A 20,623-nucleotide genomic window follows, 5' to 3' on the forward strand; every position below is an offset into this window, starting at 1 on the left:
CGCCGTCACCCCCGGAAGTAGGTAGTGCGTGGCAGCACAAACCGGATTCGACACAGATGACCAACTGATAGCGCGTGCGGTCGGCGACCTCTCGCGCCGCACCCGATTCCCCGTCGTCTTCGGCGGCCTCGAACGTTCCGGCGCCATTCACGTCTCGGCCATCGCCGGCGCACGCACGCGCAGCATCGAAGGGCTTGTGGTGCAGGCCAGCAAAGGTCTGGGCGGAGCCTCCTTCGTCGAGGGTCGCCCCCGCCTGGCACTGGATTACCGCACCAGCCGCAGCATCACCCACGATTACGACCGCGCCATCCTCGGCGAAGGCATCTCAACTCTTCTGGCCGTACCGGTGATGGTGTCGGGCCGTGCGCGAGGCATCATCTACTGCGGCTCCTGGCAGCGCTCCCCCGTCGGCGACGTGGTGTCACGGCCGGTGTTCGCGGCCGCCGAGTCACTGTCGACCGAGTTGCGCGTGCGAGACGAGGTGCGTCGTCGACTGGCGCTCTCACCCACCACCGAGGCCGCGGCGCGGCTGCCCACGGCAGCGCGCGAAGAGCTCCGGGAGAGCTACGCCGAGCTGCGCAGCATCGCCGCGTCGGTGCAGGATGCCGGCCTGCGCAACCGGCTCACACAGCTCGAGAAGCGGCTGGCGGCCCTCTCGGCCGACGGCAACCGCCCCGCTGAGCGGGTGGAATCCACGCTCTCGCCGCGCGAAGTCGACGTGCTGGCCTGCTGCGCGCTCGGCTCGACCAACGCCGAGATCGCGACGACGCTCGGGCTGAAAGAGGGGACGGTGAAGTCGTACCTCGCCTCGGCGATGTCGAAGCTCGACGCCTCCACCCGTCACGCGGCTGTGACGCGCGCGCGGCGCGTCGGAATCCTGCCCTGATAACACACATCATGAGAATGGGACGGGGCCTGTCGCAAAAGGCCTTATCGACAGTATGGTGTGCGCATGGCCCGCAGAATTGTGCACCAGCTCGTCGACGACCTCGACGGAACCGAACTCGAGGTCGGCTCGGGTGAGACCGTGCTTTTCTCGCTGGACGGCATCGCTTATGAGATCGATCTGACCGACGAAAATGCCCAGGCGCTGCGCAATGCTCTCGAGCCTTACGTGTCGGCGGGGCGTCGCGTCTCGGGCGGCCGCGGAGCATCGTCCGCCGGCAGCAACGGCGGACGAAAGCGCCGCCGCACCGGCCAGAACGACTATGGCCCGATGCGGGAATGGGCCAAGGCGAACGGCTACACCGTCTCGGAGCGGGGCCGCGTGCCGGCCGCCGTGATCGAGGCCTACGAAGCCGCCCACTGATCGGCGTGACGCGGGGCGTTTCTCCGGCGCGCACCGAGCAGCGAATTGTGCGCGGTTCGCTGCATTTCCGCGTGGTCGCGAGCGGCACGCCGTCGTCGGTGTCTCGACCGCCCATGGTGCTCGTTCACGGCATCGGAATGTCGCACCGCTATCTGACTCGGCTGCACGATGTACTGGCGGCGGACGGCACCGTCTTCTCGATAGACCTGCCGGGCTACGGCGGCATGCCCAAGCCCGACCATGATGTCGACGTCGCCGAAATGGCTGCCGAACTCGCCTCGGTCGTGAATTCTCTCGACATCGCCCCTGCGGTGCTGGTGGGGCATTCGATGGGTGCGCAGTGGGTCGTCGAGGCGGCCTGCCAGAGCCCCGAGTCCGTCGCCGGCGTCGTCGTGATCGGCCCCGTCTCGGACGACCGTCACCGCACCGTCCCCGCGCAGGCCGGCACGCTGGCGCTGGACACCCTCGGTGAGTCCCCGATCACCAACGCCATCGTGTTCACCGACTACCTCCGCTGCGGCGTTCCGTACTACCTCGCGCAGGTGCGCCACATGGTGAGCTACCCCATCGAGCAGCGCGTGGGCGATCTCGCCGCGCCTCTGCTGATCATCCGCGGCGAGCACGACCCGATCGCGGGCCTCTCCTGGTGTCGCCGTCTGGCAGCCCGCGCGCGCGACGCCGCGGTGGTGATGATCCCCGGCGGTCATCACGTGGCGCATCGCACCGCACCCAAAGCCGTGGCGTCGGCCATCGTGGCGCATATCGGCGTGCCGGCGGCGGTGTGATCGACGCCGCGAAGGCTGCCGCCTGGTGGGTGCGGGACTACGCATACGCTTCGGCGTGGCAGATACGGGCGCTGTTCAACCGCACCCATCCCGAATCGTTCCTCAGCGGCGAGCGCACGCCGGTGGTCGTCCTCCCCGGAATCTACGAGACCTGGAAGTTCCTCCAGCCGCTCGTCGCGGCGATCCACGAGCGCGGGCATCCGGTGCACGTGTTGGATGCCCTGCACCGCAACGAACGCCCCGTGGTCGAGGCGGCCGAGCAGGTGACCGCGTACCTCACTGAGCAGAACCTCCACGACGTGATCATCGTCGCCCACAGCAAGGGCGGCCTCATCGGCAAGCAGGTCATGATCGGCCCCTCCGCCGACCGGGTGCGCAGCATGCTCGCCGTCTCGACGCCCTTCGGCGGCTCCCGCTACGCCCTGCTGATGCTCCCGCCCACCCTGCGCATCTTCTCCCCGATGGATGCCACGATCGTGGCGCTGGCCCGCCAAGAGACGGTCAACTCCCGCATCGTGTCGGTCTACGGCCGGTTCGACCCGCACATCCCCGGGGGCAGCGAACTTGCCGGCGCGAAGAACGTCAAGCTCGAGACGGGCGGACACTTCCGCATCCTCGCCCACCCGCGGGTGCTCGCGGAGTTCACGCTGCTCGCCCGGGCGCGGTGACAACTGCCCGCGGCATCCTCAGCCCTTGACCGCCCCCTGCGTCACGCCCTCCACCACCCACCGCTGGGTGAACAGGTAGACGATGATCGCCGGCGCCATGGCCATGAGGTACGAGGCGAAAGCGACGTTGTAGTTGTTGCTGAACTGGGTCTGGAAGATGTTCTGCACCACCGGCAGCGTCTGCGATCCGGGGTCCGAGATGATGAGCGACGGCATCATGAAGTCGTTCCACGACGCCAGGAAGGCGAAGATGCCGACCGTGGCGCTCATGGGTGCCAGCAGCGGGAAGATCAGCTGCCAGAACGTCTGCCAGGTGCTGGCGCCGTCGATGCGGGCGCTCTCCTCGAGCTCGGCGGGGATCGAGCGCAGAAACGCGGTGAAGAGCAGGATGCTGAAGCTCAGCTGGAACATGATGTGCAGGATCGTCACCCCGACCGGATTGTCGAGCCCGGTGAGCCCCGTCAGCTGGATCTGCGGCAGCGCGACGACGGGGAACGGCAGGAACATCGCCGCGAGCAGGTAGTAGAAGGAGTAGCGGAAGAGCTTGCGGTCCCAGTTGCGCGAGATCGCGAACGACGCGAGGGCCGCCAGCAGCACCGTGCCGGCGACGGTGAAGGCGGTCACGAGCGCGGAGATGAGGAACGCGCGGGGAAAGTCGGTCAGCTCCCACGCCTCGACGAAGCCGTCGATGCTGAACGGCGCCGGCAGCGAGAACGCGTTGCCGTCGACGGACTGCGACCTCGTCTTGAACGCCATCGACACCGTGACGTACAGCGGCACGAGCACCGTGAGCGCGCAGAGGATGAGGATGACGGTGCCCGACCAGTTCCACCGCTCCCCCCGCTGGCGGGCGGCGGGCTTCTTGCGGGGACTGTCGCCGTCGAGCACGCGCTCGGCGTTGACGTCTTCGACGGCCAGGGAGATCTGCGTGGAGGACATCAGAACACGTTCCTTCCGCGGGTGAGCCGCAGCTGCAGCAGCGAGAGCACGACGGCGATGAGGAAGAACAGCGTCGCGTTGGCCATCTGGTAGGCGTAGTCGCCGCCCGAGAACCCGGTGAAGATCGTCATCGCGATGCTGCGGGTCGCCGTTCCCGGGCCACCGTTGGTGAGGCCAACGATGATGTCGTAGGCGTTAAGGAAGTTCTTGAACCCGAGGATCACGTTGATGACGACGTACCCTGCCACCAGCGGCAGGGTGATGCGCAGCATCTGCTGGCCTTTGCCGGCGCCGTCGATGGACGCCGCCTCGTACACCTCGCCGGGAATGGAGAGCAGTCCGGCGATGTAGATGAGCAGCGTTCCGGGAATCGCCTGCCAAGAAGCGACGATCACGATCGCCAGCCACGCCAGGTCTGGGTTGGCCAGCACGCTCTGGCTCAGCCAGCCGATCCCCCACGCCTCGCCCAGCGCGGGGATGGAGTTGGAGAAGAGGAAGTTGAAGACGTAGGCGATGATGATGCCCGAGATCACCATCGGAATGACGAACACCGCCCGCAGCCCGGTCTTCAGCCGGATGTTCGAGGTGAGGCCCACCGCGAGCAGGAACGCCACCACGTTCACCACGATCACGGTGGTGATGGCGAAGAAGAACGTGAACAGGTAGCTCTGCAGAATCGCCGGGTCGCTGAACACGGCGATGTAGTTGATCAGCCCGATGAACTCCCAGTCGCCGAAGCCGATCGAGTTGGTGAAGCTGAAGAAGATGCCGATCACCGCGGGCAGCGTGATCGCGAGCGTGAAGAGGATCAGGCTCGGCAGCAGGAAGAGGTAGTAGACCCCGTCGACCTTGCGCTTGGCGCGGGCCTTCACCTTCACATTCGCGGCGCCGCGGCCGCGCGCTCTGAGCGCGGGAGGTGCTCCCGCCGTCACCGTCGTGGATGCCATCTGTCTCCCCTTTCGGCCCGGGCTACTGGCGCAGCGCCAGTCGAGCCCAATCGGCATCCAGCGTCCGCAGCATGCGCTGGGGATCCGCTCCGGTCACGATGCCCTGCATGTAGTTGTCGGTCGGGATGGTCAGCGGGATCGCCTTCGACGGCCCCTGGTAGAACCGCGCCGAATCGTAGTACTCCTTCATGCCGACGATGCGCTCGTCGGTCACCGGCGCAGCCTCGGTGGTGGTGCCGTACCCGAGGAAGGCGGCGTTGTACTCGTCCATCACTTCCTGGTCGAACAGGTAGCTCAAGAAGTCCCGTGCTTCTTGCTGATGGGCGGATGCCTCGGGGATCCACGCCGCCAGGTCGATGTTGACGCGCACGCGCAGGTCGTCTGGGTCGTCGGTCATCGGCAGCGGGAACGTGCCCAGCTGCATCTGGTCGTTGGTCTTGGCGATCTCGCCGAACGCCCACGGCCCCTGCAGGTACATCGCCGCCTCGCCGTTGGCGAAGGCGAGGTTGCCGTCGCCGTACGCGCGACTGGCGGCATCCGGGTTGACGTAGGCGGAGGTCAGCTCGGTCATGCGCTCGACGGGCTCGGCGAGGGTGGTCGCGAACGACACCTCGGAGTCAGGGCCGACGTCGGTGCCCAGCTCGTTCAGTTCCTCGAAGAAACCGGCGACGTCGACCGAGCCGCCGACGGTGTAGTCGAACCATCCCTGCCCCACCGTCCAAGGGTCCTTGAAGGTCGCGTAGAACGGAGTGATGCCGGCATCCAGCAGCTGGTCGCAGACCGCTTTCAGCTCATCCCACGTCTGCGGCACCTCGAGACCTTGCTGCTCGAAGATCTCCTGGTTGTAGATGACCGATGCCGCCATCACCGAGTACGGCAGCACGCTGGTGCGGCCGGGGTAGGTGGCGTACTGGTCGACGAGGTCCTGCACCTCGGGGAGGATGCGGTCGGCCTCGGGCATGTCGCTGAGGTCGCTGAGGGCGCCGCGCTCCATGAAGCGGGCCATCTCCATGTTGTAGTTGAGCAGCCCGAGGTCGGGCGGGTTGCCGCGCAAGAACCCGGCCTGCAGGTTGGACGAGGTGTCGAAGACGACGCGCACGTCGTCTTGCGAGGAGTTGTACTCCGAGATGAGCTCCCGGAAGTACGGGATCGCCTCGGGCTTGCTGAGGTGGAAGCGGATCTCGGTGGGGCCGCTGCCGCCGGCGCAGGCGGCGAGGGTCACGGCGAGCGCCGCGGTGAGGGTGGCGCCGATCGCTCGGCGTGTGCGCCTCGTCGACCGTGTGGAAACAGGCATCCGTCGTCCTTCCGCCGCCTCGTTGCGCAGCGCCCTGGGGAAACGCTTGCGCTGATGCAAGCACATGGCCACCGGCGCGGACAGTGATTGAGTCGCGCCCGCCAGAGGTCTACCATTCCCGCGCAAGCCTGCACCGGCCGTTGAGCGGGGGCGCGCCGCGCCCGAGACGAAACGCGCACCCTCCCGCCGCGCCGCCCGCCCGCCTACTCTGAACGCGTACCGACAGGCGTGCGGAGGCCCCATGGATGCTGCTGTCTCGGGCCTCACCGCGCAGGAGGTGCAGCAGCGCGTCACGGCCGGGCAGACCAACGCCTACCAGGAGCACACCAGCCGCAGCGCGTGGAGCATCATCCGCGCCAACGTGCTGACCCTGTTCAACGCGCTCGTGCTGGGCTGCTTCACGCTGCTGCTCGTGATCGGCCGCTGGCAGGATGCCCTCTTCGGACTGAGCGCGCTGGCCAACACCGTGATCGGCAGCGTGCAGGAGTTCCGCGCCAAGGGGGCGCTGGACCGGCTGGCCCTGCTCAACGCGCCGACCGCCCGGGTACGGCGCGACGGCGACGAGGCAACCGTCGCGGTGGACGACGTCGTGCTCGGCGACCTGCTCGTGCTGCGAGCGGGAGATCAGATCCCGGCGGATGCCGAGGTGATCGATGCCGACGGCCTGCAGGTGGACGAATCCCTCCTCACCGGCGAATCCGAGCCCGTGGACAAGACGTCCGGCGACCGAGTGCTGTCGGGTTCGGTCATCGTCGAGGGTTCGGGACTGGCCCGCGTCGACCGCGTCGGCGCGGAATCGTTCGCCAACTCACTCACCGACGAGGCGAAGCGGTTCTCGCTCGTGGCATCCGAGCTGCGTTCCTCGATCGACCGCGTGCTCACCTGGGTGACGTGGATCATCTTCCCGGTGGCCCTGCTGGTGCTCAACTCGCAGATGGTCGCGCAGGGCGGGTGGGCGCAGGCGTGGCAGAGCGGCGCGTGGCGTGAGGCGGCGACCTCCGCGATCGCCGCGATCATCGCCATGATCCCCCTGGGACTGGTGCTGATGACGAGCATCGCGTTCGCGGTGGGCGCCGTGCGGCTGGCCGGCCAGCAGGTGCTGGTGCAGGAACTGGCCGCGGTCGAGGGGCTCGCCCGCGTCGACGTGATCTGCCTGGACAAGACCGGCACCCTCACGCAGGGCGACGTGGTGTTCGACGCTTCCTATCCTCTGGTCGAGGTGCCCGGGTGGAACCAGGTGCTCGGCTGGTACGCGGTGCAGCCCGCGGCCAACGCGACGGCCGGCAGCCTCGCTGCATCGTTCACCGAGGCGCGGGAGGAGGAGGCGTCAAACCAGGTGCCGTTCTCCTCCGCCCGCAAGTGGAGCGCGGTCACCTTCGCCGACGGCATGTGGGTGATGGGCGCCCCCGAGATGGTCTTCGCCGGCACCGCACCGCCCGATTCGGACGTCGGCCGCATGGCGGCGCAGGCCGCGGAGCTGGCGGCGCGCGGGCGCCGCACCCTCGTGCTCGCGCGCGGCACCCGCACCGGCGACGAGACGGTGCCCGCTGACGCCGTGCCCGTCGCGCTGCTGACCTTTCGCGAGCGGATCCGCCCGGATGCCGCGCAGACCCTGTCCTATTTCGCCGCGCAGGACGTCGCGGTGCGCATCCTCTCAGGCGACAACCCGCAGACGGTTGCGGCCATCGCCCGCGACGTGGGGCTCGACGTCGCGCACGGCTTCGACGCCCGCCGGCTGCCCGACGACGACGGCGAGCTCGCCCGCGTGCTCGAGCAGAACGTCGTGTTCGGCCGGGTCACGCCCGACCAGAAGCGGCGCATGGTGGTCGCGCTGAAGGCGGCGGGCCACACCGTCGCGATGACCGGCGACGGAGTCAACGACGCGCTCGCGATCAAAGAGGCCGACATCGGCGTCGCGATGAACTCCGGCTCCGCCGCCACCAAGGCCGTCGCGCGCCTCGTGCTGCTGGACGGCAAGTTCTCGCACCTGCCGGCGGTGGTGGCCGAGGGCCGGCAGGTGATCGCCAACATCGAGCGGGTGTCGATGCTGTTCCTCACGAAGACGGCGTACGCCACGGTGCTGGCGATCACCTTCGGGGTGCTCTTCCTCCCCTTCCCGTTCCTCCCCCGGCAGCTGTCGCTCACCGACGGGCTCACCATCGGCATCCCGGCGTTCTTCCTCGCGTTCATCCCGAACGCGCGCCGCTACATCCCGGGGTTTCTGCGGCGGTCGCTGTCGTTCGCGGTGCCGGCGGGCGTCGTCGTCGCGGCGGGCATCGCCGTCTACACCCGCGTGCTCGCCGCGCGCGGCATCCCCGAGATCGAGGTGCGCGCCGGCGCGACGCTCGTGCTCGGCATGCTGGGGCTGTGGATCCTCGCTGTGCTGGCGCGGCCGCTCACCCTCGTCACCGTGGGGATCGTCGCCGCCATGATCGGCGGCCTGGCGCTGATGTACCTCGTGCCGATCTCGCGCGACTTCTTCGAGCTCGTCACGCTGGGCCCGACGACCGTGACCGCCGTCGCCGTCACGGCCGGCGCCGGCGCCGTGTTCATCACGGTGGTGCGACTGGTGCAGCGCCGCGTGCTCGCACGCGACGCGGGGGTGGGGCGCCGGGGGTGACGCAGCTGGGCGCGGACCCAAGCCGCACGAACTGCGAGCGACCAGTGCACGGATGCCGCCGGGCGAGCGTCCTCGAGCCGGTAGCCTTCACAGGTGATCGAAGAGCAGGCCCTCGCGGGCGGCAACGCCAGCGGCGCCGAGGTCGTGCGCGTGGGCGACACCGTCCGCAAGCCGTGGACGGCCTCGACGCCGAGCGTCGTCCGCTACGTCGAGACCCTCCGCGCCGCCGGCATCGATGCCCCCGCTCCTCTGGGCCGCGACGACCAGGGGCGACAGGTTCAGGAATTCATCCCGGGCACGCTCGCAATCGACGCCGGCCGATTCTCGCCCGCCGACCTGCACCGCGTGGGGTCGATCGTCCGAGGCATCCACGACGCGAGCGCGACGTACATCGCGGAGCCCGACGCGATCTGGGAGACGGCGATTCCGGCGCCCGGCGACGAGCTGATCTGCCACAACGACCTCGCCCCCTGGAACCTGCTCATCGGGGAGCGATGGGTCTTCATCGACTGGGATGCCGCAGCGCCCAGCACCCGCCTGTGGGACCTCGCCTACGCGGCTCAGTCGTTCACACTGAGCGACACCACGCGCCCCCCCGACGAGTCGGCGCAGGACCTCGCGGCGTTCGTCGACGGATACGGCGCCGACCCGCGCATGAGGAGCGACCTCCCCGCGGCGATGATCCGGCGGACCGAGGCGATGTACGACCTGCTGCGCTCCTCGCACCACGACGGCACCGAGCCCTGGGCGTCGATGTTCACCGCAGGTCACGGCGAGCACTGGCACGCGGTCTCCCGCTACGTGCAAGCCCACGAAGGGGTATGGCGCGCGGCCCTCTAACCCACCCCGGTCGTTGAGCGAGGACGCGAAGCGCCCGAAACGAAACCCCGAGACAACTGTCGGACGCACCGCGTTTCGACTCGCTCCGCTCGCTCAACGCCCGGCATCCGTCCGCTCACCCGAGCAGGGTCTCGCCGATATACCCGCCTTCGGCGCACCCGGGCGGGACGGCGAAGACGGCCGAGCCGATCGGGGTCGTCCACTCGTTGAGCAGGTCGAGCTCATCCAGGCGCCGCTGTATCGGGACGAACTGGCGCTCGACGTCGGCCTGGAACGCCACGAAGATGAGCCCGGCGTTGGAGATCTGCCCCGCCGCCGGGGTGTCGTCGTAGTTGTATGCCCGGCGGAACATGCGCTCCTGCGGGTTGTCGCTGCGTGAGCGGCGCAGGTGCGAGAACTCCGGGATGACGGGGAACCCGAGAGCCGTCGTCGCCTCGAAGTCCGGCTCGTCGAACTCGTCGGTGCCGGTGAGCGGGGCGCCGTTGGACTGGAACCGCCCGACGCTCTGGTCGCGGCCGGGGCGGTCGAGGCGGTCCCATTTGTCGAGGTCCATCGCGATGCGCCGGATGACCATGCCGGTGCCGCCGGCAGCCCACCCGTCGGTCGTGTTCCACACCACAGTGTCGAAGTCGGTGGTGCCCGGCTGCGGGTTGGTGGTGCCGTCGACCTGGCCGAAGAGGTTGCGCATGGTCGTGCCGGGCCGCACCGAGCCGTGCGCCCGCCGGAAGCCCTGCTGCGTCCAGCGCAGCGACGCGAAGCTGCGGGCATCCTTCAGCAGCATCCGCGAGGCGTGGGCGACCGTGATCGGGTCGTCGGCGGCGATCTGGATGACGAGGTCGCCGTCGCTGTATTCCGGCTGCAGGCGGTCGATGCCGAACGGCGGCAGCGGGGCCAGCCACCGCGGGCCCGAGGCGCCGGCGCGCGCGACCAATCCCGGCCCGAACCCGAAGGTCACCGTCAGCCGGGCCGGGGCCATGGCGAGCTCCGGTTCCGAGTCGGCCAGCGCCGGGCGACCCTGCGTCATCCGCGCCGCGTCGTCGGTGAGGATGCGCATCATCCGCCGCAACCCGTCCCGATCGGTGCCGGGCAGCAGGTCGAGCGCGAGAAAGACGCCGTGCGCCTGCGCGTCGGTGTCAATACCGGCCTGGTGCGCGCCGTAGAACGGCACGGTCACCTCGCCATTGAGCGGCACCGAGGCGCCGGCATCCACCTGCCCGGAGTCGGCTGCGCTGCGCAGGGCGGCGTCGATCCCGATGGCACTGACGGCGCCGACGCCGGCGACGGCTCCCCCGAAGAGGAACTGTCGCCGCGTGGGTCCGGGGCGACCAGAACGGCCGGCCCGATCGCGGGTGCCCATCAGTGGTCGGTCTTCTCGTGCATGTCCTCACCCTCGTAGGTCTCGTTCGCGCCGGCGTAGTCCTTCACGGGTGCGGTGAAGGCGTACGTCGTGTCGTCCGAGAAGATGAGGGTGACCTCGACTTCCTCGCCCGCGGCCAGCGGAGCGGTGAGGCCCATGAGCATGAGGTGGTTGCCGCCGGGCTCGAGCGTGAGCGCGCCGTTCGCCGGGATGACGAAGCCGCCCTCGACCTCGCGCATGACCGTCTGACCGCTATCGTCGGCGGCGGTTTCGTGCAGCTCGACCGTCGATGCGGCTTCGGTCGTGGCCGAGACCACGGTGACGTCGGTGTCGCCGTCGTTGATGAGCTCGCCGAAGCCGGCGGACATGCCGGACTCTGCGACCTTCACCCAGGCGTCGCTGATGGTGACGACGTCGCCCGCGGCAATGGCGACCGGGTCGGTCTCGGCTGCGGGCGTGGCGGATGCGCAGCCGCTGAGGGCGAGGGCGCCGGCGGCGAGAAGAGCGCCGAGACGGATGCGGGTGGAGCGAGTGATCACAGAATTGCCTTTCAGAAAGCCGATGCGGGTCTCAGTTGCCCGACTCGTCGGTGCCACCGGCGGAGCGCCGGCGGCGAAGGAAGTGGATGCCGGCGAAGGCGGCGACAGCGACCGCTGCCCCGGCCGCGCCGATGACGGCGACCCGGGCAAGACCGCCGTCCTGCGAGGTGTTCTGACTCTGCTGTTCCGGCTCCGAGGTGGATGCCGCGTCGTCGGCGCCGGTGTCGGCATCGGCATCCGCCGGCCGCTGCAGCGGTTCGGCGTCGCCCACCGTGAACGGGATCACGCCGGAGATGGGGTGGCCGTCCGACGAGACGACGCGCCACCGCACTTCATAGCCGCCCTCGGGCATGCCCTCCTCCACCGGCACCGTCACGGTGCTGTACTCGACGACCGGTTCGCCGGCCGCCCAGTCGCCGCCGTCGGCGTCGGCGATCATGACGAGCGCGCCCACCTGCATCACATCGGCGGTGAACTCCAACGACACCGATGCCGGCGCGGTTTCCAGCCGCTCGTCGGCGGCCGGGCTGCTCGACGACAGTTCGTCGTGGGCCGAGGCGGGGCCGGCGACCGCCAGCACCACGACGACAGCGGCGGCCACACCGGCGGTGAACTTGCGGAACGGGGACATGACAGACCTTTCGCCAGCGCCCGGCACACGGGCGCGCAGACAGCGGGCGCTCGGAACGAGCGCAGAACACGCCGAAGCGGCCCGCTATCGGGATGCGTCGGCGAACGTCAGAACGTCAGGGTGAGCGGTGGGCCGCGACGGGCGACCGACGAGGCGAACCGCGGGCGAAGCGGACGCGCAGGTTCGGCGGAGGACACAGCGGGACGGCGTGACGGCGCAGGCGCCGGCAGGCACACCACGGGGATGAGACGACGTCGCGCCCAGCGCGCGAACTCCCCCGCGACGGCCCGCATCCGCATGAGCGCGCGCTCTCCCCGATACAGCGCGGCCACAGTCACGACGGCGGCGAGGCCGTGCATCAGCCACATCGTGGCATCCGCCGGAGGCTGCGCCGAGACGAGCGTGTCGGCAAGCGGGGTCGACGCAGCGGCGCCGTGCGCATGGTGACCGGGAGTGCCGCCCGCCGCAGCGGAGGACGAGAACGTGCCGAGCACGAAGAGGGTGTGAAACAGCGCCTGGCTGAGGGCGACGCCGAGCGAGAGCCGCCACAGCGACAGCCGGCGACCCACCAGAACGGTGCACACGGCGAGCGAGAGGATCAGCGGGACGACGATGCCGACCCAGCCGGGCATCTGGCCGCCGGCGGTGACGTGCGACACCAAAGCGACGAAGGTCGCCACCGCAGCCGCGAGCGCGCCGCGGACGACGCGGGAGGCTCGGGACGGGTGCACCGTCCCATTCTGGCAGGCCCGCCCGGTTGCGCCCTCCCCTGCGCAGCCGTATCGCGGCGCGGCCCGCTCCGCCAAGATGAGCGCATGGATTCGTCGTCGCGGGCGTGCCCGAGCCGCACGCCGCCACCCTGGCCACGGCGGCGATGGGTGCACGTCCGCGGGACGGCACGCCCTCGGGGCGGGCAAGCGAAAGCAGGCGGGTGAGCGAAGCGCAACCCCCGGCAACACACAGACAGAGTGGGGTAAAACCTACGAGGAGGTATGTACCGACCTCCCGAAGGAGGATCAGTGCCCGGTAACGCCACCGCCCGCTTCGATAACGTCGCGTTGCTCTCGGTCGCGAGGGTTCTCCCCGGTCGGGTGACCACCTCGGACGACATCGAGGAGCGTCTCGCGCCCTCGCTCAAGCGCCTCCGGCTCCACAGCGGAATGCTGAAGCGCGTCGCCGGAGTGCTCGAGCGGCGCAACTGGGCGGCGGGCGAAACCGTCGACGCCGCCACGATCGCCGCGGGTAAGCAAGCGCTCGCGGATGCCGGGGTCAGCCCATCCGAGGTCGGCCTGCTGATCAACACCTCGGTCACGCGCACGAACCTGGAGCCCTCCGTGGCCGTGGCCCTCCACCACGGCCTGGACCTGCCGAGCTCGGCCATCAACTTCGACGTCGCCAACGCCTGCCTCGGGTTCATCAACGGCATGTCGCTCGCGGCGACGATGATCGATTCCGGCCAGATCCGTTACGCCATCGTGGTCGCCGGCGAGGACGCCGATGAGATCCAGGTCAACACGATCGAGCGACTACTGCAGTCCGAGAGCGGCCGCGCCGGCTTCCTGAGCGAGTTCGCCTCCCTCACCCTCGGTTCGGGGTCCGCCGCGGCGGTGCTGGGGCGCGCCGACGAGCACCCCGCGGGCCACCGCATCCTCGGCGGCGTGACGCGTGCCGCCACCGAATTCCACCGCCTCTGCGTCGGCAGCGTCGACGGCATGTTCACCGACGCCAAAGCGCTCTTGAAGGGCGGCCTCGCGCTCGTCGTGTCGGCGTGGAAAGAGGCGGCGGCGGAATGGGACTGGAAGTCGATGAACCGCTACATCACGCACCAGGTGTCGTCGGTGCACACCGACGCCATCGTCAAGGCGGTGAACCTCGATAGGGACCGCGTGCCGACGACGTTCCCCCGGCTCGGCAACATCGGCCCGGCATCCGTCCCCATCACCCTCGTCGAAGAGCAAGCGACGCTGCAGCGGGGCGACCGGGTTCTGCTCATGGGCGTCGGCTCGGGGCTCAACACCGCGATGATGGAACTCGCCTGGTGAACGGCGGGGTCGCCGAGGCCCTCGCGGGCCTCCCCGGTCTCGACGTCCGCTTCAGTCGCACATGCGTCGTCACCGAGCGCCAGACGGATGCCGCGCACGAGTGGCACTACCTCGACACCGGCGATGAGCTCGCGCGGCTCGGTGTCGAGGTCGTCGGCACGATCCTCGCGGTGCACGGCAACCCGACCTGGTCCTACCTCTGGCGGCGCCTCGTGTCGGCCTCGCTGCGCGCGGCCGAGGAGGGGCAGCCGGCCTGGCGCGTGATCGCCGTCGACCAGCTCGACATGGGGTTCTCGGCCCGCACCGGTGCGCCGCGCGCCCTCGCGCAGCGCGTGCGCGATCTCGGCGCGTTCACCGACGCGCTGGGCCTCGAGGGCCCGGTCGTCACCCTCGGCCACGACTGGGGCGGCGTGGTCTCGCTCGGCTGGGCGGTCGACCACCCGGCACTGCTCGCGGGAGTCGTCGCGCTCAACACCGCCGTGCACCACCCGGCCGGCGAACCGATCCCCGCCCCGCTGCGCCTCGCCGGAACGCGCGGTGTGCTCGCGGCATCCACCGTCGCCACGCCCGCGTTCCTCGACACGACGCTGGCGCTCGCCCACCCCGCGCTCGAACCGGATGTGAAGGACGCCTACCGCGCGCCCTACCGCACCGCCGCCCGCCGGCAGGGCATCGGCGCGTTCGTCGCGGACATTCCGGTGGATGGCGCGCACGAGAGCTTCGACGAGCTGCAGCGCATCGCCGCCGGCGTCGCCGACCTCGACGTGCCGGCGCTGCTGCTGTGGGGGCCGGCCGATCCGATCTTCAGCGACCGTTATCTCGACGACCTCGTCGACCGGATGCCGCACGCCGACGTCCACCGCTTCGAAGGCGCCGGCCACCTGATCGCCGAGGACCGGCCGTACGCCGACGCCATCCTCACGTGGCTGGGCGACAACGCCGCGCGTCTGACCGGCGATGCCGGCCCCGCAGCGCCCGAGCCCGCCGGCGCCGCGCCCGCCGACCACAGCCCCGCGGACTTCACCCCCCTGTGGGCCGCCCTCGACGCCCGCCACGACGACGACGACGTCGCCGTCATCGACATGGCCACGCGGGGCGGCGGCGAGGGCCGCGTCACCTGGCGGCAGCTCGACGACCGCGTGCGGTGCCTGGCGTCCGGTCTCGCGCGCATGGGGGTGCAGAAGGGTCAGCGCGTCTCGGTGCTCGTCCCGCCGGGGCCCACCCTCACGGCCGTGGTCTATGCGTGCCTGCGCATCGGCGCCGTCGTCGTCGTTGCGGACGCCGGGCTCGGGGTGCGGGGACTCTCCCGCGCCGTGCGCGGCGCGTGGCCCGACGTCGTCATCGGCGAGCTGCCGGGCCTGGGCGCCGCCCGCGCGCTGGGGTGGCCCGGCATCCGCATCTCGGTGCCGCGGCTGCCCGCGGCATCCGCGAAGCTGCTCGGGGTCGCTGCCGACCTCACCACGGTGGCCGCGTTCGGGGCAGGCGCTCCCCTCCCCGACGAGCCGGCACCCGACGACCCTGCGGCGATCCTCTTCACCTCCGGGTCGACAGGGCCGGCGAAGGGCGTCGCCTATACGCATCGGCAGCTCTCGGCGCTGCGCGACGTGCTCGCCGCCCACTTCGACGTGACAGGCGACACCGGGCTCGTCACGGGCTTCGCACCGTTCGCCCTGCTCGGCCCGGCGCTCGGCACCCGCTCGGCGACCCCCGACATGGACGTCTCGGCGCCCCGCACCCTCACGGCGCGAGCCGTCGCCGCCGCGGTGCGGGCCTCCGACGCCCGCATCGTGTTCCTGTCGCCGGCGGCGATCCTCAACGTCGTCGCCACGGCCGATGCGCTGTCGGACGACGACCGCCGCGCGCTCGCCACGGTGCGCACGTTCCTCTCGACCGGAGCACCGGTCGGCGAGTCGCTGCTGGCGGCCGCGGCGGAGCTCATGCCGAACGCCGAGCCGCACACCCCCTACGGCATGACCGAGTGCCTGCTCGTCACGGACGTGACGCTCGACGGCATCCGTGCCGTGGCGGATGCCGCCGACCGCGGCGTCTGCGTCGGCTCGCCGATCGGGGTGAACCAGGTGCTGATCAGCGCTCTGGATGCCGATGGTCGGGCGACCGGCATCCCGAGCGCCGAGCCCGGTGTGCTCGGGGAGGTCGTCGTGTCGGCGCCGCACCTGAAGGCGTCGTACGACCGACTGTGGCTCACCGACCGCCGCGCCGTGCTCGACACCCCTGCCGAAGGGCGCTGGCACCGCACCGGCGACGTCGGGCACCTCGACGCCAAGGGCCGGCTCTGGATCGAGGGCCGGCTGCCGCACGTGCTGGCCACCGCCGACGGGCCGGTCGCGCCCGTCGGTGCGGAGCAGGACGTCGAAGGTGCCGACGGGGTACGGCGTGCCGCGGTCGTCGGCATCGGCCCGCACCGGCTGCGGCAGGCCGTCGCCGTCGTCGAGACGGTCCCGGCCGTCGCTCGGCCGGGGCTGGCGTCGCCTGAGCTGACTGCCGAGCTGCGTCGGCGCACGGATCTTCCGCTCGTCGCGGTGCTGGCGGTGCCGCAGCTGCCCACCGACATCCGCCACAACTCCAAGATCGACCGCACCCGGCTGTCGCAGTGGGCCGAGCGCACGCTCGCCGGCGGACGGGTGGGCCGGCCGTGATCGTCGCCGTCACCGGAGCGTCCGGCTACCTCGGGCGCGCAGTCGCCGCCGAGCTCGTCGCCGCCGGCCACGAGGTGCGCGCGCTGCAGCGACGGCCCAGCCGCGTCGAGGGCGTCACCGACGTTCTCGGGTCCGTCACCGATTCGCAGGCCGTCGCCCGCGTCGTCGACGGCGCCGAGGGCATCGTCCACCTCGCCGCCAAGGTGTCGCTGGCGGGAGACCCCGCCGAGTTCCATGAGGTCAACGTCGAGGGCACGCGAGCCCTGCTCGTCGCGGCAGAGCACGCCGGGGCATCCCGCTTCGTACAGGTGTCGTCGCCCTCGGTGGCGCACGCCGGAGTGGCGCTTGCAGGCGTGGGGGCCGAACCGGCATCCCCGCAGCACGCCCGCGGCGAATATGCGCGGACGAAAGCCGAGGCCGAGCTCATCGCCCTCGACCGCGACTCCCCCGCGATGCGCGTCGTGGCCGTGCGCCCCCACCTCGTGTGGGGGCCGGGCGACACCCAGCTGGTCGGCCGCATCGTCGACCGCGCGCGGCGGGGACGCCTGCCGCTGCTCGACGGCGGGCGGGCGCTCATCGACTCCACCTACGTCGACAACGCGGCCACCGGCATCGTCGCCGCGTTGCACCGCGCCGACGAGGCGCACGGCCGCGCGTTCGTGATCACGAACGGCGAGCCGCGGCCGGTCGGCGAGCTGCTGGCGGGCATCTGCCTCGCGGCGGGCGTCACCCCGCCGCGGTGGAGCGTGCCCTCGGGCCTCGCGCGCGCCGCCGGCTCGCTCATCGAGCGCGCCTGGGCGCTGCGGCCCGGAGCGGACGAGCCGCCCATGACGCGGTTCCTGGCCGAGCAGCTGTCGACGGCGCACTGGTTCGACCAGCGCGAGACCCGCCGGGCGCTCGCGTGGGCGCCGTCGGTGAGCATCGATGAGGGGCTGCGGCGGCTCGCGGCGCACGCGGCCGCGACCGCCTGACGCCGCGGTCAGGCCAGCGAGAGGAAGAGCTTCTCCAGCTCCTCGGGGTTCGAGCTGCCCTCGGCGTCGGGGTCGTTCAGGCACTCCTTGAGCGCGGTGGAGATCACCAGGAACCCGGCGCGGTCGAGCGCCTTCGACACGGCCGAGAGCTGCTGCACGATGTCGCGGCACGAGGCGTCGGACTCGACGGCGGCGATCACTGCGGCCAGCTGACCATGCGCGCGGCGCAGCCGGTTGGCGATCTTGCGCTGCGCCTCGGGGTCGTGGACGACGACGGCCGCGGTAGCGGTGGAGTCGGTCATAGGGAGCCTTCCTCGGTGCGGCCGATTTGACATCCACAATACCCCACGGGGTATGTTCGAGATACCCCAGGGGGTATGACCCCTCCCCCTCGAACGAAGGAAACACGACATGTGTCGAGCAGTGACCTGCCGCGTCTGCGGCAAGACGACCTGGGCCGGCTGCGGCCAGCACGTGCAGAGCGTGAAGCGCAGCGTGGCGGCATCCGATTGGTGCAACGGCTCGCACACCGCCGACCAGATCGCGGCGTCGAAGAGCCACCGCGGCGGATTCTTCGCCCGCCTGTTCGGCCGCTGATCCCGGCCCCTCACCTCCACCCAGCCCGAGAACCCCGAAAGAAAGACACCACCATGTGCGCACGCGTCACCTGCCCCCGCTGCCTGAAGCCGACCTGGGACGGTTGCGGCAACCACATCGAAGAAGCTCTAGCCGGGGTCGCCCCCGCCGACCGCTGCAGCTGCTGACCCCGCTCTTCTCCTGAGGACTCCCATGCCCCGCTTTCTCCCCGCCGACCTCGGCTCCGTGTCGCACGCCTCGGACGCGACGGGGCTTCCGCTCGTGCGCTGACCGCCGACCCGCGTCGACGACGACCGAAGGCCCGTTCCGCCGCGTCAGCCGCCGAACGCCGCTTCGCCCTCCGGAAACGGCCACGGCGCCCACAGCTCATCGCGCGGCAGGAGCGGCGCCGCGACGAGCAGGCGGTCGGCGGGATAGTCCTCGGCACGCCCCGATCCCGAAGACGTGGCGACGCCCGGCTCGTCGAGCGAGAAGAACACCGGCAACTGGCGCCGCCGATCGATCCCCTCGGCGAACCCGCCCTCGACCACGGTGCGCACCGTCCACTCCATCTCATCCGCACCCCGCTCCCACGTCTCGTCGCAGGCGTCGCACCCGCACACCGGGAACGGAAAATCGTGCAGCAGCCCGGCGTGCAGGATCACTCCGGGAAAGGCCGTGAACACGAAGGTGAGCACGGCGGCATCCGGGTCGCTGGGCGTCACCCGCACTGCCCGCGTCACCGACGCGGGCAGGCGCAGCAGATCATCGGATGCCGCAGGGTCGTCGACGACGGCGACGTCGAAGGTCTCGGCGAGCCACGCGATGAGGGCCTCGGCGACGGCGTGCAGCGGGGCGAACCGCTCACGGTTGCTCACGACGGAGTAGGACTCCGACGGGGGCGACTGCGGCCACCGACCGCCGTAGTCGACGGTGGTGCCGGCCTCGTCGGTGAAGGTCTGCGGCGCAACGTCGGGCCGCACGTAGTCGGTCATGCCGGAACGGTACCGCGCGGGGGCCGCGGCGTCACCAGGTCACTCAGAGCGGACGGCGTCGATGACCCAGGTCACTGCGAATCGATCGGTGAGACGTCGTGACCGTGCTCAGTCCTCGGGCCGGCGGCGCAGCCGCTTGACGTCGGTGCGCTGCTTCTTCGCGGTCAGGCGCCGCTCCTTCGCTCCCCGGGTCGGCTTCGTCGCGCGGCGGGATGGCGCCGGTGGTCGCAGTGCGTCGGCGACGAGCGCCGCCAGCCGTTCGCGCGCGGCGTCGCGGTTGCGCACCTGGGCGCGATGCTCGGATGCCGTGATGGTCAGCACTCCCCCGATCAGACGACCCGACAGTCGCTGGAGGATCCGCTCGCGCTGATGCGGGGTCAGGGATGCCGAGCCGGCGGCATCCCATACCAGCTCCACCCGCGAGTCGGTGGTGTTCACGCCCTGCCCGCCGGGTCCAGAGGAGCGTGAGAATCGCCAGGTCAGCTCTGACTCCGCGATCGTCAGCCCAGGCGTGACGCGCAGTCCGGGTCGATAGGCGGCGGGCATGGGTTCATTCTGGCGTCTGGGCGATGGGAGGTCACCCGGAGACGCCCGTCGCCATCGTCGCTACCGTGGGGCGCATGATGGCTCACGCCGACGCACTCTTGACCTCCGCCCGCGCCACCGAGGAGGCGATGCTGACTCCTGAGCTCCGGCGCGATCCCAAGCGGGTGCGAGAACTGCTGCACCCGGACTTCGTCGAGGTGGGCCGGTCGGGCCGGCGCTGGTCTCGCGACGATATCGTGACGGCCCTCGTCGACGAACACCCCCTCCCGGTCGTGACCGACGAGTGGGAGGCAGTGCAGCTCGCGCCGGATTTGGCGCTGGTCACCTACACGATCACCGGACCTGGGCAGCCGAGCCGGCATTCGTCCCTGTGGGTGCAATCCGACGGACGCGTACGGCTGCGCTTCCATCAGGGAACGTTCGTCGCGCAGGAGTGACGGCGGAGCCGCGTGCACGTCGGGCATGCGTTCGGGCTACGGGCGGGCGAGCGTCACTCCCCGCGCAGCTGGGCGAGCAGTTCGGCGGCGCCGCTGCCGGTGGCCTCGACGATCCGCCCGTTGGCCACGCGGTAGAAGGCGAACTCCGCCACATTGACGTGACGACGCGTCGACGCGATGCCCCGGAAAGCGTTCTGGTGCGTGCCGCTGCCGCGCAGGTGCGCGGCGACGCGGTCGTCTTCGACGACGAGCTGAATGCGGCGCCAGCGCCAGTCCGGAAAGGCGTGGAACAGATCCGCGAGATCCTCGATCCACGCATCCGCCCCTCCCGGAAGGTGCGCCCGACGCACAGCCGGGTCGAGGAACGACCGGATGGCCTCGAGGTCGTGGCGATTGACCGCGTCGACGTAGTCCGCGAACCACTCGCGCAGCTCCCACGACTCCATCCGTCCATTATCGAGGCGGATGCC

At 70.7% G+C, this 20,623-nt stretch carries 23 protein-coding genes; 12 read left to right on the forward strand and 11 right to left on the reverse strand.

Going from position 1 to position 20,623, the window contains the following annotated elements:
* Positions 1-28: 28 nt before the first annotated feature.
* The 4 genes from QNO21_RS09860 to QNO21_RS09875 all read left to right on the forward strand — a co-directional run bounded on the left by QNO21_RS09860 (position 29) and on the right by QNO21_RS09875 (position 2,762).
* The gene (locus QNO21_RS09860; RefSeq protein ID WP_257517786.1) at positions 29-886 is read left to right on the forward strand and encodes a helix-turn-helix transcriptional regulator; all 858 of its coding nucleotides are present in this window, start codon (positions 29-31) and stop codon (positions 884-886) included.
* Positions 887-952: 66 nt separating this feature from the next.
* Positions 953-1,309 carry a histone-like nucleoid-structuring protein Lsr2 gene (locus tag QNO21_RS09865; RefSeq protein WP_257517787.1) on the forward strand — a complete coding sequence of 119 codons (357 nt, stop codon included), beginning with the start codon at positions 953-955 and terminating at the stop codon, positions 1,307-1,309.
* Between the two features lie 47 nt (positions 1,310-1,356).
* Positions 1,357-2,094 (forward strand): alpha/beta fold hydrolase, encoded by a 738-nt coding sequence (locus QNO21_RS09870; RefSeq protein ID WP_257517788.1) that lies wholly within the window; start codon positions 1,357-1,359, stop codon positions 2,092-2,094.
* Positions 2,091-2,762, forward strand: a complete 672-nt coding sequence (locus QNO21_RS09875; protein WP_257517789.1) for an esterase/lipase family protein — start codon at positions 2,091-2,093, stop codon at positions 2,760-2,762. The genes QNO21_RS09870 and QNO21_RS09875 overlap by 4 nt, the downstream gene beginning before the upstream one ends.
* Positions 2,763-2,780: 18 nt before the next feature.
* On the opposite strand, the gene QNO21_RS09880 is transcribed toward QNO21_RS09875, so the two are convergent.
* The 3 genes from QNO21_RS09880 to QNO21_RS09890 are packed head-to-tail and all read right to left on the reverse strand — an operon-like array spanning position 2,781 to position 5,942.
* The gene (locus QNO21_RS09880; protein WP_374211392.1) at positions 2,781-3,701 is read right to left on the reverse strand and encodes a carbohydrate ABC transporter permease; all 921 of its coding nucleotides are present in this window, start codon (positions 3,699-3,701) and stop codon (positions 2,781-2,783) included.
* Positions 3,701-4,648 (reverse strand): carbohydrate ABC transporter permease, encoded by a 948-nt coding sequence (locus tag QNO21_RS09885; RefSeq protein WP_257517790.1) that lies wholly within the window; start codon positions 4,646-4,648, stop codon positions 3,701-3,703. The genes QNO21_RS09880 and QNO21_RS09885 overlap by 1 nt, the downstream gene beginning before the upstream one ends.
* A gap of 22 nt (positions 4,649-4,670) precedes the next feature.
* Complete coding sequence (locus tag QNO21_RS09890; protein ID WP_257517791.1) at positions 4,671-5,942, reverse strand: ABC transporter substrate-binding protein; 1,272 nt, start codon at positions 5,940-5,942, stop codon at positions 4,671-4,673.
* 241 nt (positions 5,943-6,183) lie between these two features.
* Between QNO21_RS09890 and QNO21_RS09895 the strand changes: the two genes are divergently transcribed.
* On the forward strand, positions 6,184-8,562 hold the full coding sequence (locus QNO21_RS09895) for an HAD-IC family P-type ATPase (protein WP_257517792.1): 2,379 nt from the start codon (positions 6,184-6,186) through the stop codon (positions 8,560-8,562).
* A gap of 96 nt (positions 8,563-8,658) precedes the next feature.
* The gene (locus QNO21_RS09900) at positions 8,659-9,402 is read left to right on the forward strand and encodes a phosphotransferase (protein WP_257518377.1); all 744 of its coding nucleotides are present in this window, start codon (positions 8,659-8,661) and stop codon (positions 9,400-9,402) included.
* A 115-nt stretch (positions 9,403-9,517) separates the two neighbouring features.
* Here QNO21_RS09900 and QNO21_RS09905 read toward each other — a convergent pair whose 3' ends face one another.
* The 4 genes from QNO21_RS09905 to QNO21_RS09920 form a co-directional block, all read right to left on the reverse strand.
* Entirely contained in the window at positions 9,518-10,759 is a 1,242-nt protein-coding gene (locus QNO21_RS09905; protein ID WP_257517793.1) for a Dyp-type peroxidase, read from the reverse strand.
* Positions 10,759-11,298: a copper chaperone PCu(A)C gene (locus QNO21_RS09910; RefSeq protein WP_257517794.1), complete on the reverse strand. Its 540-nt coding sequence runs from the start codon at positions 11,296-11,298 to the stop codon at positions 10,759-10,761. Before QNO21_RS09910 ends, QNO21_RS09905 begins: the two co-directional genes overlap by 1 nt.
* A 31-nt stretch (positions 11,299-11,329) precedes the next feature.
* On the reverse strand, positions 11,330-11,929 hold the full coding sequence (locus QNO21_RS09915; RefSeq protein WP_257517795.1) for a copper resistance CopC family protein: 600 nt from the start codon (positions 11,927-11,929) through the stop codon (positions 11,330-11,332).
* 107 nt (positions 11,930-12,036) lie between these two features.
* Positions 12,037-12,660 carry a hypothetical protein gene (locus tag QNO21_RS09920; RefSeq protein ID WP_257517796.1) on the reverse strand — a complete coding sequence of 208 codons (624 nt, stop codon included), beginning with the start codon at positions 12,658-12,660 and terminating at the stop codon, positions 12,037-12,039.
* Between the two features lie 288 nt (positions 12,661-12,948).
* On the opposite strand from QNO21_RS09920, the gene QNO21_RS09925 reads away from it, so the two are divergent.
* The 3 genes from QNO21_RS09925 to QNO21_RS09935 are packed head-to-tail and all read left to right on the forward strand — an operon-like array spanning position 12,949 to position 17,599.
* The gene (locus QNO21_RS09925) at positions 12,949-13,971 is read left to right on the forward strand and encodes a 3-oxoacyl-ACP synthase III (RefSeq protein WP_257517797.1); all 1,023 of its coding nucleotides are present in this window, start codon (positions 12,949-12,951) and stop codon (positions 13,969-13,971) included.
* Positions 13,968-16,628, forward strand: a complete 2,661-nt coding sequence (locus QNO21_RS09930; protein WP_257517798.1) for an alpha/beta fold hydrolase — start codon at positions 13,968-13,970, stop codon at positions 16,626-16,628. Before QNO21_RS09925 ends, QNO21_RS09930 begins: the two co-directional genes overlap by 4 nt.
* On the forward strand, positions 16,625-17,599 hold the full coding sequence (locus QNO21_RS09935) for an NAD-dependent epimerase/dehydratase family protein (RefSeq protein ID WP_257517799.1): 975 nt from the start codon (positions 16,625-16,627) through the stop codon (positions 17,597-17,599). The genes QNO21_RS09930 and QNO21_RS09935 overlap by 4 nt, the downstream gene beginning before the upstream one ends.
* Before the next feature lie 8 nt (positions 17,600-17,607).
* Here the strand turns inward: QNO21_RS09935 and QNO21_RS09940 are convergent, their stop codons facing one another.
* Positions 17,608-17,901, reverse strand: a complete 294-nt coding sequence (locus tag QNO21_RS09940) for a metal-sensitive transcriptional regulator (RefSeq protein WP_257515490.1) — start codon at positions 17,899-17,901, stop codon at positions 17,608-17,610.
* A 109-nt stretch (positions 17,902-18,010) separates the two neighbouring features.
* Between QNO21_RS09940 and QNO21_RS09945 the strand changes: the two genes are divergently transcribed.
* Positions 18,011-18,196: a DUF8730 family Cys-rich protein gene (locus tag QNO21_RS09945; protein WP_257517800.1), complete on the forward strand. Its 186-nt coding sequence runs from the start codon at positions 18,011-18,013 to the stop codon at positions 18,194-18,196.
* Positions 18,197-18,249: 53 nt separating this feature from the next.
* Positions 18,250-18,363: a DUF8730 family Cys-rich protein gene (locus QNO21_RS15420; protein WP_502883128.1), complete on the forward strand. Its 114-nt coding sequence runs from the start codon at positions 18,250-18,252 to the stop codon at positions 18,361-18,363.
* 147 nt (positions 18,364-18,510) lie between these two features.
* Here QNO21_RS15420 and QNO21_RS09950 read toward each other — a convergent pair whose 3' ends face one another.
* Positions 18,511-19,170, reverse strand: a complete 660-nt coding sequence (locus QNO21_RS09950; RefSeq protein ID WP_257517801.1) for a DUF6226 family protein — start codon at positions 19,168-19,170, stop codon at positions 18,511-18,513.
* A gap of 108 nt (positions 19,171-19,278) precedes the next feature.
* Positions 19,279-19,716, reverse strand: a complete 438-nt coding sequence (arfB, locus tag QNO21_RS09955; protein ID WP_257515007.1) for an alternative ribosome rescue aminoacyl-tRNA hydrolase ArfB — start codon at positions 19,714-19,716, stop codon at positions 19,279-19,281.
* A 74-nt stretch (positions 19,717-19,790) separates the two neighbouring features.
* On the opposite strand from arfB, the gene QNO21_RS09960 reads away from it, so the two are divergent.
* Complete coding sequence (locus QNO21_RS09960; protein ID WP_257517802.1) at positions 19,791-20,153, forward strand: nuclear transport factor 2 family protein; 363 nt, start codon at positions 19,791-19,793, stop codon at positions 20,151-20,153.
* Positions 20,154-20,206: 53 nt separating this feature from the next.
* On the opposite strand, the gene QNO21_RS09965 is transcribed toward QNO21_RS09960, so the two are convergent.
* Positions 20,207-20,599 carry an ester cyclase gene (locus tag QNO21_RS09965; protein ID WP_257515485.1) on the reverse strand — a complete coding sequence of 131 codons (393 nt, stop codon included), beginning with the start codon at positions 20,597-20,599 and terminating at the stop codon, positions 20,207-20,209.
* Between the last annotated feature and the right edge of the window lie 24 nt (positions 20,600-20,623).

This window comes from Microbacterium sp. zg-Y818, assembly GCF_030246905.1.
GTDB lineage: Bacteria > Actinomycetota > Actinomycetes > Actinomycetales > Microbacteriaceae > Microbacterium.

Coding starts and splice junctions, on each gene's coding strand:
- QNO21_RS09865 (WP_257517787.1), top strand. CDS start 953: ATGGCCCGCAGAATTGTGCACCAGCTCGTCGACGACCTCGACGGAACC.
- QNO21_RS09880 (WP_374211392.1), bottom strand. CDS start 3,701: ATGTCCTCCACGCAGATCTCCCTGGCCGTCGAAGACGTCAACGCCGAG.
- QNO21_RS09885 (WP_257517790.1), bottom strand. CDS start 4,648: ATGGCATCCACGACGGTGACGGCGGGAGCACCTCCCGCGCTCAGAGCG.
- QNO21_RS09890 (WP_257517791.1), bottom strand. CDS start 5,942: ATGCCTGTTTCCACACGGTCGACGAGGCGCACACGCCGAGCGATCGGC.
- QNO21_RS09895 (WP_257517792.1), top strand. CDS start 6,184: ATGGATGCTGCTGTCTCGGGCCTCACCGCGCAGGAGGTGCAGCAGCGC.
- QNO21_RS09905 (WP_257517793.1), bottom strand. CDS start 10,759: ATGGGCACCCGCGATCGGGCCGGCCGTTCTGGTCGCCCCGGACCCACG.
- QNO21_RS09915 (WP_257517795.1), bottom strand. CDS start 11,929: ATGTCCCCGTTCCGCAAGTTCACCGCCGGTGTGGCCGCCGCTGTCGTC.
- QNO21_RS09940 (WP_257515490.1), bottom strand. CDS start 17,901: ATGACCGACTCCACCGCTACCGCGGCCGTCGTCGTCCACGACCCCGAG.
- QNO21_RS09945 (WP_257517800.1), top strand. CDS start 18,011: ATGTGTCGAGCAGTGACCTGCCGCGTCTGCGGCAAGACGACCTGGGCC.
- QNO21_RS15420 (WP_502883128.1), top strand. CDS start 18,250: ATGTGCGCACGCGTCACCTGCCCCCGCTGCCTGAAGCCGACCTGGGAC.
- QNO21_RS09950 (WP_257517801.1), bottom strand. CDS start 19,170: ATGACCGACTACGTGCGGCCCGACGTTGCGCCGCAGACCTTCACCGAC.
- arfB (WP_257515007.1), bottom strand. CDS start 19,716: ATGCCCGCCGCCTATCGACCCGGACTGCGCGTCACGCCTGGGCTGACG.
- QNO21_RS09960 (WP_257517802.1), top strand. CDS start 19,791: ATGATGGCTCACGCCGACGCACTCTTGACCTCCGCCCGCGCCACCGAG.
- QNO21_RS09965 (WP_257515485.1), bottom strand. CDS start 20,599: ATGGAGTCGTGGGAGCTGCGCGAGTGGTTCGCGGACTACGTCGACGCG.